This window comes from Noviherbaspirillum saxi (genome assembly GCF_003591035.1).
Taxonomy (GTDB): Bacteria; Pseudomonadota; Gammaproteobacteria; order Burkholderiales; family Burkholderiaceae_D; genus Noviherbaspirillum; species Noviherbaspirillum saxi.
This window is the reverse complement of sequence record NZ_QYUO01000002.1, coordinates 1284626-1300476: the sequence shown is the minus strand read 5'-3', so window position 1 is coordinate 1300476 and position 15851 is coordinate 1284626. Positions and strand designations below refer to the sequence as shown.

The window sequence follows — 15851 nt, the reverse complement described above, 5'->3', positions numbered from 1 at the left end:
AGTGTAGGTGTATTATCTTGCATGTGTCAAGTCGTATTGCCGACTATATTTCATTTAAGGCATAGCCGCATGCAATGGTTTTTTTGCGATAATGCCGAGAGCTGATAATGGTTTGGATCAACTTACGGAGAAACGGATACGCATGACTGCGTCGAATGTATTGGAGGAGAGCCTGGACGAGGAAAAAGATCCATTCCTTGTGGCATTGGGCGAGCGCCTGCGCGCATTGCGTTCCCGTCGAGGCTTCACCCGCAAGGCCTTGGCCAAGCTTGCCAACGTGTCGGAACGCCATCTGGCTAACGTCGAATCCGGTGTCGGCAACGCGACCATACAATTTTTGCGGCAGCTGACCACCGTGCTCAATTGCACGCTGGCGGAAATGATCGGCGACGAAACGGCGACGTCGCCGGAATGGCTGATGATCCGTGAAATCCTGCGCGGGCGATCCGACGATGAACTTGCCAAGGCACGGTCCACGCTGGCCGGCGTATTCGATGCGCCCACCAGCGAGACGGCGCGGCGGCAGAGAGTCGCACTGATAGGATTGCGCGGCGCGGGCAAGTCCAGCCTGGGAAGAATGCTGGCCGATCACTGGATGGTGCCTTTCGTCGAACTCAGCCGCCATACCGAGACGCTCGCCGGCTGCAGTATTGCTGAAATTCATGCGCTGTACGGTCCAAGTGCCTATCGCCGCTATGAATACCGAGCGCTGGAAGACATCATCCAGCGCTTTCCCCGTGCAGTCATTGCCACGCCGGGCGGCATCGTTTCGGATCCTGCGACCTTCAATCTTTTGCTTTCGCATTGCTATACCGTGTGGCTGAAGGCATCGCCAAAAGACCATATGGAAAGGGTGCTAGCCCAGGGCGATACGCGCCCGATGTCCGGCAACCGCGAGGCGATGGAAGACCTCAAAAGCATCCTGGAAAGTCGCGCCGCGTTTTACTCCAAGGCGGACCAGACATTCAGTACCAGCGAGATGACGCAGGAGACCGCGTTCTTCGGCCTGATGGATCAGTTGCGGGAAGCGGTTCAGCTTCAGTATTGAGTCGCGATGGGCCGGGCGACTGCCCGGTTCCATTCAGGTTTATGCTTGACACCCTCATATTGCTGCAATATAGTGCTTTTGACTATAGAGGCATGCAGCATACTTCACCGAGGAGCGTATGAGCACCGCACCGCAAATCAATTACGAAACATCCCCCGAGCGTTACAAGCACTGGACCTTGGCTGTCGACGGTCAGATCGCGACGCTTACCATGAACGTGGATGAAGACGGCGGCTTGAAGGAAGGCTATAAGCTCAAGCTGAATTCCTACGATCTCGGTGTCGATATTGAATTGCACGACGCCGTGCAGCGCATCCGCTTCGAGCATCCGACCGTGCGTACGGTGGTGATTACCGGCGGTCGCGATCGCGTCTTTTGCTCCGGCGCTAACATCTTCATGCTCGGTAAGTCGTCGCATGCCTGGAAAGTCAATTTCTGCAAATTCACCAACGAAACGCGCAACGGCCTGGAGGATTCAAGCCGGCATGGCGGGCTCAAGTTTGTTGCTGCCGTCAATGGCGCTTGCGCCGGCGGCGGCTACGAACTGGCTGCGGCATGCGATGAAATCATTCTGGTCGATGACCGCTCATCGTCGGTCAGCCTGCCGGAAGTGCCGTTGCTGGGCGTGCTCCCGGGGACCGGCGGGCTGACACGCCTGACCGACAAGCGCAAGGTGCGCCACGATCATGCGGATATCTTTTGTACGACGTCCGAAGGCGTGCGCGGTCAGCGCGCCAAGGACTGGAAGCTGGTCGACGAGATCGCCAAGCCCGCGCAATTCGCCGACACGGTGCGCAAACATGCGCTCGCGCTTGCGGGTAAAAGCGCGCGTCCTGCACAGGCTAACGGCGTCAAGCTCACTCCCCTGAAGCGAACACAGTCGGAGAATGCAGTCGACTATGAATTCGTCAGCATCGCCATTGATCGCGCCAACCGTACTGCCACCCTTACTGTGAAGTCGCCCACCGTCGCGCAGCCGAAGGATGCCGCCGGGATCGAAGCTGCAGGTGTCAGGTGGTGGCCGCTGCAATTCGCGCGCGAATTGGATGACGCCATTCTTCATCTTCGCACCAACGAACCGGACATCGGCACCTGGGTATTGAAATCCTCCGGCAATGCGCAGGCTGTACTTGACGTCGATGCAACCATCGCTGCCAACAGGGAAAACTGGCTGGTACGCGAAACTGTCGGCTTCCTGCGCCGTACGCTAGCGCGGCTCGATGTCACGTCGCGCTCTCTGTTTGCCTTTATCGAATCCGGTTCCTGCTTTGCCGGCACGCTGCTTGAAGTCGCGCTTGCAGCCGACCGCAGTTACATGCTGGCGCTTCCCGATGATCCGCAACAGGCTCCCCGGATAGCGTTGTCGGAACTGAACTTCGGCGTTTATCCGATGGTGACCGCAGAATCCCGTCTGGCGCGTCGCTTTTACGGCGACGAATCGACCATTGAACGCGTGCGCGAAGCCAAAGGTGAGCCGCTCGACGCCGCCAGGGCGATGGAACTCGGCCTGATCACTGCGGATCCCGACGATCTGGATTGGGCGGATGAAACCCGCCTGGCGCTGGAAGAACGCGCGAGCATGTCGCCCGATGCATTGACCGGCATGGAAGCCAATCTTCGGTTCAACGGCAAGGAAACCATGGAAACGCGTATTTTCGGTCGCCTCACCGCCTGGCAGAACTGGATCTTCATTCGTCCCAATGCTGTCGGCGAGCTGGGAGCGCTCAAGGTGTATGGCTCCGGTACCAAGGCACAGTTTGATTTGAACCGCGTTTAAACGACTTCATCAAGGACCGCACCGTGAGCAAAATCGATTACAGCGAAAAAATTCCGAACAACGTCAACCTGGCCGAAGACAAAACCCTGCAGCGCGCGCTGGAACACTGGCAGCCCAATTATCTGCAATGGTGGCAGGACATGGGCCCTGACGGCTCGACCAATTTCGACGTTTACCTGCGTACCGCGATCAGTGTCACGCCTGATGGCTGGGCGCATTTCGGTCATGTGAAGATGCCGGACTACCGCTGGGGCATTTTTCTCGCCCAGCAGGAAGAAGACCGCAAGGTCAACTTCGGTGAAAACAAGGGCATGGCGGCGTGGCAGGATGTGCCAGGGGAACACCGCGCCAACTTGCGTCGCATCATCGTCACGCAGGGCGACACCGAGCCCGCCTCGGTGGAACAGCAGCGCCATCTGGGCCTGACCGCGCCGTCCCAGTATGACATGCGCAATCTGTTCCAGATTAACGTGGAGGAGGGACGTCACCTGTGGGCGATGGTTTACCTGCTGCACAAATACTTTGGGCGCGATGGCCGCGAGGAAGCCGAAGCCCTATTGCAGCGCAATTCCGGCAACCAGGATAATCCGCGCATTCTAGAAGCCTTCAATGAAGAAACGCCCGACTGGCTAGCTTTCTATATGTTTACTTACTTCACGGATCGCGACGGCAAGTTCCAGTTGAATGCCTTGGCAGAATCGGGTTTCGATCCGCTGTCGCGCACCTGCCGCTTCATGCTGACCGAAGAAGCGCATCATATGTTCGTCGGTGAATCCGGCATTGCGCGCGTGATCCAGCGTACCGTGGACATCATGAAGCAGCATCGCATTGAAGATCCGAACGAAGTGCGCAAGCATGGCGTGATCGATCTGCAAACGATACAGCGCTATTTGAATTTTCATTTCAGCGTGACCGTCGACCTGTTCGGCGCGGACCAGTCGTCCAACGCCGCGACGTTTTACAGCGCAGGCCTGAAGGGGCGCTATGAGGAAACCAAGCGCGACGACGATCATGTGCTGAAGAGCCATCAGTACAAAATCCTGGAAATTTCCAATGGCTCCATCGTGGAAAAGGAAGTACCGATGCTGAACTCGCTCAATGAAGTGCTGCGCGACGATTACATCCGTGATTCGATCGCGGGCGTTGGCCGCTGGAACCGTATCATCGAAAAAGCTGGACTGAATTTCCGTCTGCAAACCCCGCACAAGGCGTTCAACCGTCATATCGGCAGCTTCGCCGGCCATCGGGTATCGCCGGACGGGCGTCTGGTGTCGGAAGCGGAATGGGCGTCCAATGTACGTGACTGGTTGCCGACCGAAGAAGACCGTGCCTATGTCGCGTCGCTCATGGGAAGGGTGATCGAGCCAGGAAAGATGGCGAACTGGATTGCGCCGCCGCCGGTCGGCATCAATCGCCAGCCGATCGATTTCGAATATGTACGCTTCAATTGACAACGCCGCACCGTCCGGCGCGCGCATAGAATGAACCGACGCCTTGCGCGCGCCAACACCCAAGCACCATTGACCGATTGACCGCCATGAATGCTCCCGAACCGATCGCCTTCATCCGTCAACATTTGATCGATCCCGAAGTCTGTATTCGCTGCAATACCTGTGAAGAGACTTGCCCGGTCGACGCAATCACGCATGACAGTCGCAACTATGTGGTGAAAGCCGATGTCTGCAATGCCTGCGGTGCCTGTATCTCGCCCTGTCCGACCGGCTCGATCGACCACTGGCATATCGTGCCCAAGGCATCGGCATATTCCATCGACGAGCAACTGACTTGGGACGAGTTACCGCCCAAGCAGGACGTCGATGCCAGCGTGCTGGATCAGGCGGCATCCGACAATTCGGCCGACGCCGAAGAGGAGGGCATCCAACTCAATGCTGCCACTTCACTGACGTCGGCTGTACCACCCTGGTCCGCAGCGCATCCCTACGTCAATCTGTACACCCTCAAGGCGCCGATCACTGCGACCATCGCAGGCAATTACCGATTGACCGATCCCAACGCAACCAGCGATATCCACCATATCGTGCTCGATTTTGGCACGCAGGTTTTTCCGATTCTGGAAGGCCAGTCCATCGGCATCATCCCGCCAGGCGCCGATGCCGGCGGAAAGCCGCATTACATGCGCATGTATTCGGTGGCCAGTCCCCGTACCGGAGAACGCGAGGGATACAACAATTTGTCGCTGACGGTCAAGCGTGTGGTCGAAGACCATGAAGGCAATTCCACGCTCGGCGTCGCATCGAACTATCTGTGTGATCTTGCCAAGGGTGCGACGGTGCAGGTGGCCGGCCCCTTCGGAACGAACTACCTGATGCCCAATCATGCCGGCTCAAATATCCTGATGATCTGTACCGGTACCGGCTCCGCGCCGATGCGCGCAATGACCGAACAGCGACGCAGGCTGGAAGCGGCGGGGAAAAAGGTCGATGGAAAACTGATGCTGTTCTTCGGCGCACGCAACCCTGAAGAACTGCCTTACTTCGGACCGCTGCTGAAGCTCCCTGCACATTTCATCGACAAGCATTTCGCCTTTTCGCGTCTTCCTGGAGAACCCAAGACTTACGTGCAGGACAAGCTGCGCCAAGCCGGCAAGGAGGTCGCCGAACTGCTCAAGGGCGATACCTATCTTTACATTTGCGGTCTGAAAGGAATGGAAACCGGTGTCATGGATGCCCTGCGCGAGGTGTGCATGGCAGACGGGCTGGAATGGACTGCGTTGTCGGCACGGATGGTCAACGAAGGCCGACTGCACGTCGAGACTTACTAAGGCGCCGCGCAGGAATAACTTGCACAATTTTGCTGGCCGTAGCGGGCGCGCTACGGCGTTGCTCGTCGTCGCCATAGCTCGCTATGGCTCCTCCTCCCGCCTTGCAGCGCCTCCCGCGACGTCCGCCAAATTGCACAAGTTATTCCTGCGCGGCGCCTAAGCCGACAATTTATTGCCGATGGGCAATGTTCACTACTGCCGCCATTCAAGACCACGAAATAGTTCTTGCAATATTGAAAGCAGGAACTATTCTGGAACTCCGTCGCATTGCTTTGCATTGTTGACTTCAGGAGGCGCTTGTGTTCAGACGTTGCTCACGACAGGATTGCGGTCGACCGTTTCAGGTCAACAGATTCAACGCTGCACTATCCGCGTTAGCCGAAGCCGGGTGCATTACATGTCCCCATTGTGGCGCAAACGTCCCCGCCGATGCCGGCTCCATCTTTCTGACTCACGCCTTGTCCGCAGAGGAAGAGCGCATTTTTTATAGCCAAAGCGAACGGCTTGTATCGGATCGATAGGGTCAACTCTTACGAAACTCAGTGCAGGCCCGCGACATTGGGCGAGGTATGCGCCCGGTACCAGGCGAGGAATGCATTCCCTTGCATGGGTTTGCAGACATGATAGCCCTGCGCCTGATGACATCCATGCGTGCGAAGATACTGCAGCACGGATTCCGACTCGATGCCTTCGGCGACGATTTCAAGATTGAGCGTACGGCCCAGGGCAATGATGGCTTCCGTGATCGCCCGGCTTGCCGTATCATTTTCCAGGCGGTGAACGAAAGACTTGTCGACCTTGATCTTGTCGAGCGGCAGACGGCTCAGATAATTCAAACTGGAATATCCGGTGCCGAAATCGTCAAGCGAAATCTTGATGCCCTTTTTCCGGAAATGATTCAGGATCGTGATCGCGTGGTCGATGTCTTCCATGACTGCGGTCTCGGTCAGTTCTATCTGTATGGCGGCCGGGTTGATGTGGTGCCGATTCATGACATGTTCCAGATCCGCGGAAAAATCCTTTTTTCTGAACTGCATCGGCGACACGTTGACAGCGATCGGTATCGCAGGCAATCCTTCATTTTTCCATGTCGTGTGCTGGTGACAAGCCTCCGACAGCACCCATTCTCCAAGACTGCCGATCAGCCCCGTCGCTTCCGCCACCTGGACAAATCGGTCCGGAGTCATGCCGTTCTTTGGCCAGCGTAACAGGGCTTCGACACTCACCACCTGGCTGGTTTCCATATCAACCAGCGGCTGGTAATAAAGACAGAATTCATGGCGTGTCAACGCCGACTTGATGCCTTGTTCGATCAGGGATTGCGCCTGCACCCGCTCAGCCAGCGCCGCGGTATAGAACTGGAAGTTGTTGCGTCCCATCTGCTTGGCGAGATACATCGCTGCATCGGCATGACTGACCAGCGCGTCAACTTCAGTACCGTCACGCGGGTATATGCTGATCCCGATCGAGCACGTTAACGACAAGTCAAGCGAGCCGACCTGATAAGACCTATTGATCGCATCCATCAAATGACGGGCGACCTTGTCGCCGGCATTCGCGTCGTTTGCATGCGGCACCAATGCAAGAAATTCATCGCCGCCAAGCCGGAATACGATGTCTTCGCCACGTATGGTCTGGCGCAAGCGCTTGGCGATCTGACGGAGTACGGCATCGCCTACCTCGTGACCGTGGATATCGTTGATCGGCTTGAAGCGGTCAAGGTCAATGAAGATGACGGAAACCTGTTGGTCGTGCCGGTTGGCGGCGGCAAAAATGTGGCGCGCGTATTCAAACATCAGCGCACGGTTCGGCAAGCCGGTCAGCGGGTCATGCAATGCAGCCTGGCGAACTTGTTCTTCCGCCTGGCGCCGTTCGGTGTAGTCGTGGCAAATCGCCAGAATTTCGCGCACCACGCCGCTTGACTCCGTGATCGGTACGCAGGTAACGGCCAGATTGCGCAATCCACTACTGGAAGGGTAGTCAAAGTCGTCGCTCTGTATCGCGACGGATTCCAATGCGGCATGCAGAAGCGGTCGCCACAGCAGAATCACGGACTGCGGAGCAATATCGACATCACGACGCCCGATCAACTCTGCGGCGCTCTTGCCCATGCTTTCCATTGCCGCCAGATTTGCGTACTGAATGCGCAGTTCCATGTCGTAGATCACGACCATGTCGGGAATGTTGTCGAAGGCAAGGCGGAGTCGTTCCTCGCTGACGCGTAACGCGGTTTCGGCCATACGTCGCTTGGTAATGTCTTGTACCGTGAGCACCGCAAGCGGAGCCGTCTGCCGGCTGTTGTTGACGACACTTCCGGAAAAACAGGCGATCCACGTCTTGTTCATGTCGCGCCGGTGAACCGTCAATTCGATGCCGGATACCGATTCCCCGCGAAGCAGCCGAGAAACTGGCCAGTGCCTTAATGGCACCTTTCTGCCTTCGAACGTGCGAACGTCGAACAATTCATCGAGCTCGGGCGCCCTCGAGTGGATTTCATCCAATTTTTTATAGCCGAATAGTTGGAGGGCGGCCCGATTTGCCTCAAGCAGCTTGCCGTCATCGGAAAAAACGACGACCCCTTCGCTCAAGCTGTCCAGGACCGCTTTCAGCCGCGCCCGGCTTTGCTCGACTTCGGCATTCGCACGCACTCGGCGATCAATATTCTTCACGACGGAGATGAAGAACTTGGGGTGCCCGGCCTCATCGCGTACGAGAGAGACGCTGAGATGAGCCCAGATGACGCCTCCGCTCTTGCTGATATAGCGCTTTTCCATCGAATAGGATGCGATCTTTCCGCTCAGCACATCTTTATGGCACTTCAGATCCGCATCCAAATCATCCGGATGAGTAATCTCCTGAAACGTCTTGGCTTGTAATTCCTCCGGACTATAACCAAGCATCTCGCAAAAAAACTGATTGATACGCAACCACCGTCCTCCAAGCGTGACGTGGGCGATACCCACTGCGGCATTGTCAAAAGTGGTGCGATATATGATCGCCGTTTCCGCCAGTTCCGCGGCGGTGCGCTGCTGCTGCGCTGAGTTTTCCACCAGCATGCGTTCGGCATTCTCCAGGGCAGAGGTTTTTTCTTGAAGTCTTGTTTCAAGCGCTTCAATTTTTTGCCTTAGCTGCTGGAGATCGAGGTTCATCGGTCGGCATGCGGCAGTGTCCGCATCGAAAAGATGTCATGGACCATGATGCGCAGGAAGAACATATTCTGATTGTGCGGTTCTTCATTGCGAACGTAAAAACCGCCTGGGAATATTTCGGCGGTTCTCGACAGGTTAGCACTATTGGACAGCAATGCGCGATGACTTTTTCTGAAACTACATTTCTAATTGCCGTTTAGAATTAAATATCCTTTGGGAAGATATTCGTGAGGATTAGCAACTCCGGAATTCGCGCTGTCAGCCTCGAGATTCATGCATTGGGTAAAGAGCTAAAATGATTTCCAGGTGCATTCCCGTCGATCACGACGCAGCTCGGCAAACCGTACCCGTCCCAAGGTATCACCGCCCGGCGCTAAACACTGCTCACTTCCCGGCAGAGGGCGCGACCCGCCACACGACATTCCCGACGTCGTCGGCGACCAGTAATGCGCCGAGCTTGTCGACGGCAACTCCTACCGGGCGGCCGAATGCCTCACCGTCGCGGCTTAGAAAGCCGGTCAGAACATCGATCGGCATGCCAGAAGGACGGCCGTCGGCAAAGGGGACGAATATTACCTTGTACCCGCTGTGCGGCTTGCGGTTCCAGGAACCATGCTGGCCGATGAATGCGCCGCCTTTATACTGATCGGGAAACAATTTTCCCTCATAGAATGCAAGCCCGAGAGGAGCGGTATGTGATCCCAGGGCATAGTCGGGGACGATGGCCCTGGCGACCAGATCGGGCCGTTTTTCTTTTACCCGTTCATCGACATGCTGACCAAAATAGCTGTAAGGCCAGCCATAAAAGCCGCCGTCCTTGACCACAGTCATGTAGTCCGGGACGAGATCATTGCCGAGTTCATCCCGCTCGTTGACCGCGGTCCAGAGCTGCCCGCTTTGCGGCTGCCAGCCCATGCCATTGGGATTGCGCAGGCCGGAAGCGAATACCCGTGACTTGCCGGTTGCCAGATCGATTTCAAGAATGCCGGCGCGATCCTTTTCATTATCGAGACCGTTCTCCCCGATATTGCTGTTGGAACCAACCGTTGCGTACAGATGCTTTCCGTCACGGCTGGCGATGATGTTCTTGGTCCAGTGATGATTGAGCGGTCCCGCCGGGAGATCGGCGATCCTGGTGCCGTTTCCGTTTATTTCGGTCTGCCCTTGTCTGTAGGGAAACCGGACTACCGCATCGGTATTGGCCACATACAAGTCGTTGCCTATCAACGCCATGCCAAACGGCGAATTCAAGTCCTTGAGAAAAACGGTTCTGACGTCGGCCACTCCATCACCATTGGTATCGCGCAGCAGGGTAATACGGTTTGCGCTTTTGCGTGTGCCGGAACCCGCTTTCTTCATGACTTCCTTCATGACCAGACCCTTGATGCCCTTGTTATCTTCCGGCTTGGGCGGCGCATCGCTTTCCGCGACCAGGACATCGCCGTTCGGCAAGACGTATAGCCAGCGCGGATGATCCAGATCCCTTGTCAGTGCCGTCACGCTAAATCCCGCAGCCGGCGTCGGTTCGGCGCCGGCTGGCCATCCCTTGGCCGGAGCGATATGGACAGTGGGGACCAGATCGCGGTCGGGAGCGGGTAATGTGGGATTTGGCCCCATGCCAGCCTCCACCGGGAGCGCCTGTGGATCGGTCAGGGCACAGGATGCAAGCAGGACGGGTGCAATCATCGCGGTAAGAAGAGCATGTTGCATCTTGTTCTCCTGAGTGACGGTATGACGGAACACACTACACGCTGCTTTCGGCGCAGGATTTTATTTAGTGAGTGACCTGATGACACAGATTCCGCTGTCCAGGAAAAACCGATGTCTTGTTTGATGAGCGTCAATCCGGGCCTGATCATGAAGCGAGGAGCATGGCTGCTCATGCGGTCTTGTCCGGGAAAACCTCGGCGAACCAGGCAGCGGCGAGGCGAAGGACTTCGTCCAGCGTACCGGCTTCTTCGAAGAGATGACTGGCGCCCGGCACGATGGCCAGATCCTTTCTGACCGGCAGTTGCAGCAATGCCTGCCGGTTCAGCGCGATAACCGGCGCATCCAGGCTACCGACGATCAGCAGCGTCGGACACCTTACGTGTGTGAGCGCATCGCCGGCCAGATCGGGACGGCCGCCGCGGGAGACGACGGCGGCAATATCGATATCCGCGTTTGCTGCAGCTACAAGTGCCGCTCCCGCGCCCGTGCTCGCGCCGAAGAACGCGACCGGAAGATGTTTCGTTTCCGGTTGCCGCTGCGCCCATTGCATCACTTCCAGCAAGCGCGACGCCAGCATGGGAATATCGAATACCTTGGAGCGGATTTCTTCTTCACCCGGCTGCAGCAAGTCAGGCAGAAGAGTGGCAAATCCCTCTCGGCGCAAACCGGCGGCCACATAATTGTTGCGCGGGCTGAAGCGACCGCTTCCACTGCCGTGAGCAAATACGATCAAGCCTCTGGGCATGTGGCACATGCCCAGAAGACCTTCAATTCCGTTCGGTTCGATATGGACCGGCCGAACATCGTCGGGTAAGGCTTGCATCGCAGCAGTGAAAAGGGAAATTTTCTATGTCATCGGCGACAGGCGATGCGGCCCTTAATGCGGACGCTGAACTCCGCTGATATGTTGTGAAGCCGGCTCCGAGATGGCGGAGAGAGCCTCGGCAGTTGGTGCGATGTCGGCGTTGTTGCTGACGTCGCCAAGCGAAACGATGCCGACCAGCCGCTTGTCCTTGTTGACGACAGGCAGACGACGTATCTGCAAATCGCCCATATTCCGCGCGATCTCGTCGATATCATCATCTTCAAAACAATACTTGACCTCCGCGCTCATCACGTCCTTGATCATCGTGTTGCCAGTCTTTCCCTGCGCCACGGCGCGGACCACGATGTCACGGTCCGTAATCATTCCCACCAACCGGTCATTCTCGCTCACCGGCAGCACACCGAAATCGCTATCGGCCATCATCTTTGCTGCGTCGATGATGCTGTCGTTTGGGCTTGCCAGCTGCACATTACGTGTCATTGCATCGGCGACTCGCATGATAAACCTCCTATCAATGATTGATTGAAATCGTCCATGAGGACGCGATTCCCGTCGAGGTTGAGGCGGAATGCCGCGTCTATCCTCTGGAGCAAAGTTCGAGATCGCAGGAGGAGCGAAGTTCCTGCATCAAGGGCTGGTTTCATGCCGCGCCGGGCTGCCTTGCATCTGGAAATGACTGTCTATTCACACTTAGGGACCAGGAATAGCGGCAAGGTTTCCCAAGCGATAGCGAGTATGGAAATCAAGCCGAGTATGGCGGCGCTCCAGCGGATGAAATCTTTTTCGCTAGTCTGCATGCCGGTACGCCAGGTATGCAGGTGCATGAACGCGATGGTCGCGACGGCCACGATGGACGCGCCACCGATTCCCCATGCAATCACGCCCAAGCCTAGCCACTCCAGGTGCGCGGTCCGGCGCGCGCACGCAATGCCGGTGAATCCGTATATCACGATGAAATGCACGGCCCAGACGATGGGGCCTGCGAATATGCGCAACATGCTGCGGGTAAACGATGGTTCGGACATCGTTTACCCTGTCAGTCTGGGAAATGCATGGACAAGAAGCATGCCGGTCAGTCCCTGCGCCACTGTGTAGTACCACATCAACATCGTGTTATCGAAGGTATTGCGGCGGCGTCCATCAAGCAAGCCGCACCGGTTGCGCGCGTATGTATAGATGCCCATCGCCAGTACCACGGCAACAAAGAAACCTTGCAGCGAGATGATAGTAAATACTGCTGCGCCATACGCGCTGTGCTGTGGCCGCAGGCCGCTCTGCCAATGAGCGTAACCGTCGGCGGCTGCGGATGCGGCTAACAAGGCCATGGCCAGCGGCATGACCATGGATATCCTGCGTCCGGCTTGGTCATGCTTCAGGCTGTGGCTGAGCCAGGCGATGCCTGCACCGCTCGCCAACAGCAATGTCGACGCGGCAGCCGGCCACATGCCGGAAGGCATCGCATCCGATTGTGGCCAGACTTCCGGCGACACGGTCCACAGAAACAAATATGAAAACAGCATGGACGCGAATATCGATCCCGACACCAGGATCAATACCACCATCGCCCACCAGGAATGGGAGGAAGGTCCGGCCATATAGACCGGCAGCCTGATGCCGCCGCCAATGTCCACCGGAGGCAACGCTGGTGTCGGGTCTGTGCTCCACAGCCATTTGATGACCATGACGATTGCCACTACGCCGAACAGCAGCGCGGGAATGATCAATTTCACCGTCAGGAGCAGAAAGAAACCGGCCGTGCCGACTGCGGCCAAGAGGGGCGGCCAGCTTGGCCCCGGCATGCGCAGCAGGTATTGCGGCTGTGCATCGATCGCGCTGGTGACGATGGTTTCCCGACCACCGGTCGCTGTGTTGGGCAAATAAAAACGACCTGCTTCCACATCATCCGCCAGTCCGGGTTGGTCCCACAGCGGCTCGCGGCTATCGATGATGGGAATGCTGCGCACGCCATAGGTGTCGTTCGGCAGCCATTCAAGCGTGCCGGCATTCCATACGTTTCCGGCATTCTTGCCCGTGGTCGGGCGAAAGTGCAGGACCAGATCGATCAGAAACAGGAGTACACCAGCCGCGATTACATAGGCGCCGATGGTGGATGCCATGTTGAGCGGCCCCCATCCCAGTTCTTCGGAATAGGTATAGACACGACGCGGCATGCCGGCCAGACCGGTTATGTGCATGGGAAAGAACGCGACATTAAAGCCGCTAAACATCAGCCAGAACGCCCATTTGCCGAGACGTTCGGACAGCGGCCTGGCGCTGATGAACGGCGTCCAGTAATAGAACGCCGCAAACAGAGGGAACACCATACCGCCTACCAGCACATAGTGCAGGTGCGCAACGATGAAGTAAGTGTCATGCGCTTGCCAGTCGAAAGGCACGACTGCCACCATGACGCCGGTCAGGCCGCCCAGTACGAAGATGAAAAGGAAACCAAGGATGAACAGCAGCGGCACCTGGATTCGAAAGCGGCCGGCCGCTGCAATGGTGGCGATCCAGGCGAACACCTGGATACCGCTCGGAATCGAAACCGCCATGCTGGCGGCAGAAAAAAAGCTTAGCGACAGTTGCGGTATGCCGGTGGCAAACATGTGATGCACCCATAGGCCGAAGCTGAGAAAGCCGGTCGCGATTAACGCCAGTACGATCAATTGATGGCCGATGAGCGGTTTCTGTACCATTGCCGGGACCATCATCGATACCATGCCGACCGCCGGCAGGAAAATGATGTACACCTCGGGGTGGCCGAAGAACCAGAACAGATGCTGCCACAGCAAGGGATCGCCGCCCTTGTCCGCGACGAAAAAAGGCCAGTAAAAACTGCGCTCCAGTTCCAGCAGGATGGTGGCAAGTATGACAGCCGGAAACGCAAAGATGATCATCCCGGCAAACACCAGCATCGCCCAGGCAAAGATGGGCAGCTTGTCGAGTGTCATGCCGGGCGCGCGCGTGCGCAGCACACCGACCACGATCTCGATCGCGCCGGCAATGGCCGAGATCTCGATGAAGCCTATGCCGAGCAGCCAGAGATCGGCATTGATGCCCGGAGAATATTCATAACTCGTCAGCGGCGGATACATGAACCAGCCGCCTTGCGGCGCGAGGCCGAAGAACAAGCTGCAGAAAAACACCAGGCCACCCACAGCATAAGCCCAGTAGGCATAGGCGGACAGACGAGGAAAGGGAAGGTCGCGCGCCGCCAGCATGTTCGGCAACAGCAGCACACCCATCGCTTCCACCGCCGGCACGGCAAACAGAAACATCATGACGGTGCCGTGCATCGTGAACAGCTGGTTGTAGGTCTGGTATCCGATCAGGTCGTTGTCGGGCACGGCAAGCTGGGTGCGCATCATCAGCGCCAGGACTCCGGCCAGCAGAAAGAACAGCAGGGCAGTGCCGACGTAGAGCAGGCCGATATAGGTATTGTTGACGACGGTAAGAAAACGCAGGCCGGACGGCCGCTGCCATGCCTGGCGCAGCCTGTCGAGCTCATCGGGAGGACGCGGCAAAGCGTTCGGATAGCGCTTCACCGCAGGCTTTCAAGATAGGCGGTCAGTGCGCTCAAGTCGTCACTGCTGAATTGCCTGAAGGATGGCATTCGGCTTCCCGGCTTGAGCGACTGAGCGCCGGTAATCCAGGCGGCCAGTGTGCCAGGATTGTTCGGTACGATGCCTGCCGCAAGCGAGATGCGGCTGCCGAGGTGGGTGAGATCCGGGCCGAGTGTGCCGTCGGCCGGCGTGCCGCGTATTGCATGGCACTGCCCGCAGCGGTTGTCGAGGAAGAGCTGTCGGCCTTTCAGAAGCAAGGGTTCGGCAGGCTCCGGCGCAGACTGCTTCTGGATCTCCAGCCATGCGGCAAAGCTGTCCGGCGTTTCGGCCAGCACGTGGAACGCCATCTTTGCGTGCTGCGCGCCGCAATATTCCGCGCACTGGCCACGAAACACGCCGGGCGCATCCGCGAACAAGCGCAGCCGGTTGACATGGCCGGGCAGCATGTCGAGCTTGCCGGCGAGGTTAGGGACCCAGAAACTATGAATCACGTCCCGGCTCGTCAGCAGCAAATCCACCGGATTGCCGGCCGGAATACGTATCTCGTTGGCGGTTTCGGCGAGTGCATTGCCTGCCTGATCGAGATAGCGCACGCGCCACCACCAGAGTTCGCCGGTCACTTCTATGCGCACCGTCGCTTCCCGCGCGTCCTTGCCGACGGCTCTGGATGAAAAGGTATAGACGAGCAGGGCGGACAACGCCACGACCGGAAAGACCACACCGCCGCCGATGATCAGTTCGCGGCGGCCGAGGGCGGAACGCCATGTTGGCACGCCGAACAGGGCGATGCCCAAAAACAGTAGAACGATTGCAAAAATCACGCCGCCACCGGTAAATAATACCCAGGCGATTTCTGCGATCGCTTGTGCGTTTTCTCCTTGCGGATCCAATGCCGACTGGCTATTCCCGTGCACGAGCGATGGCGCGGCGGTAAACATTAGCGATAGCAGCAGGATCCTGTACGGCATCGACAGTGCGTGGCAATGGAAGTGGAAG

At 57.5% G+C, this 15851-nt stretch carries 11 protein-coding genes; 4 read left to right on the top strand and 7 right to left on the bottom strand.

The genetic code is table 11. The features are described from left to right. The first annotated feature begins 142 nt into the window (after nt 1–142). The 4 genes from D3871_RS21625 (at nt 143) to boxA (ending at nt 5607) form a co-directional block, all read left to right on the top strand. Nucleotides 143–1048, top strand: a complete 906-nt coding sequence (locus tag D3871_RS21625) for a helix-turn-helix transcriptional regulator (protein ID WP_119771102.1) — start codon at nt 143–145, stop codon at nt 1046–1048. Between the two features lie 118 nt (nt 1049–1166). Then, nucleotides 1167–2825: a 2,3-epoxybenzoyl-CoA dihydrolase gene (gene boxC / locus D3871_RS21620; protein WP_119771101.1), complete on the top strand. Its 1659-nt coding sequence runs from the start codon at nt 1167–1169 to the stop codon at nt 2823–2825. 23 nt (nt 2826–2848) lie between these two features. Next, nucleotides 2849–4276: a benzoyl-CoA 2,3-epoxidase subunit BoxB gene (boxB, locus tag D3871_RS21615; protein ID WP_119771100.1), complete on the top strand. Its 1428-nt coding sequence runs from the start codon at nt 2849–2851 to the stop codon at nt 4274–4276. Between the two features lie 86 nt (nt 4277–4362). Further along, a complete protein-coding gene (boxA, locus tag D3871_RS21610) occupies nt 4363–5607 on the top strand; it encodes a benzoyl-CoA 2,3-epoxidase subunit BoxA (RefSeq protein WP_119771099.1) in 1245 nt (414 codons plus the stop codon). A gap of 539 nt (nt 5608–6146) precedes the next feature. Here boxA and D3871_RS21605 read toward each other — a convergent pair. From D3871_RS21605 to D3871_RS21575, 7 genes are all read right to left on the bottom strand, one after another. Then, nucleotides 6147–8756, bottom strand: coding sequence for a sensor domain-containing protein (locus D3871_RS21605; protein WP_119771098.1), 2610 nt, complete (start codon nt 8754–8756; stop codon nt 6147–6149). 384 nt (nt 8757–9140) lie between these two features. Beyond that, nucleotides 9141–10442, bottom strand: coding sequence for a PQQ-dependent sugar dehydrogenase (locus tag D3871_RS21600; protein WP_119771487.1), 1302 nt, complete (start codon nt 10440–10442; stop codon nt 9141–9143). Between the two features lie 193 nt (nt 10443–10635). Continuing rightward, complete coding sequence (locus D3871_RS21595; protein ID WP_119771097.1) at nt 10636–11289, bottom strand: dienelactone hydrolase family protein; 654 nt, start codon at nt 11287–11289, stop codon at nt 10636–10638. Between the two features lie 54 nt (nt 11290–11343). Then, nucleotides 11344–11790: a CBS domain-containing protein gene (locus D3871_RS21590; protein ID WP_119771096.1), complete on the bottom strand. Its 447-nt coding sequence runs from the start codon at nt 11788–11790 to the stop codon at nt 11344–11346. Nucleotides 11791–11972: 182 nt separating this feature from the next. Continuing rightward, nucleotides 11973–12317, bottom strand: a complete 345-nt coding sequence (locus D3871_RS21585) for a hypothetical protein (protein ID WP_119771095.1) — start codon at nt 12315–12317, stop codon at nt 11973–11975. Nucleotides 12318–12320: 3 nt separating this feature from the next. After that, entirely contained in the window at nt 12321–14837 is a 2517-nt protein-coding gene (gene ctaD / locus D3871_RS21580; RefSeq protein WP_119771094.1) for a cytochrome c oxidase subunit I, read from the bottom strand. After that, entirely contained in the window at nt 14834–15823 is a 990-nt protein-coding gene (locus tag D3871_RS21575; protein WP_233575757.1) for a cytochrome c oxidase subunit II, read from the bottom strand. The genes ctaD and D3871_RS21575 overlap by 4 nt, the downstream gene beginning before the upstream one ends. Nucleotides 15824–15851: the final 28 nt, after the last annotated feature.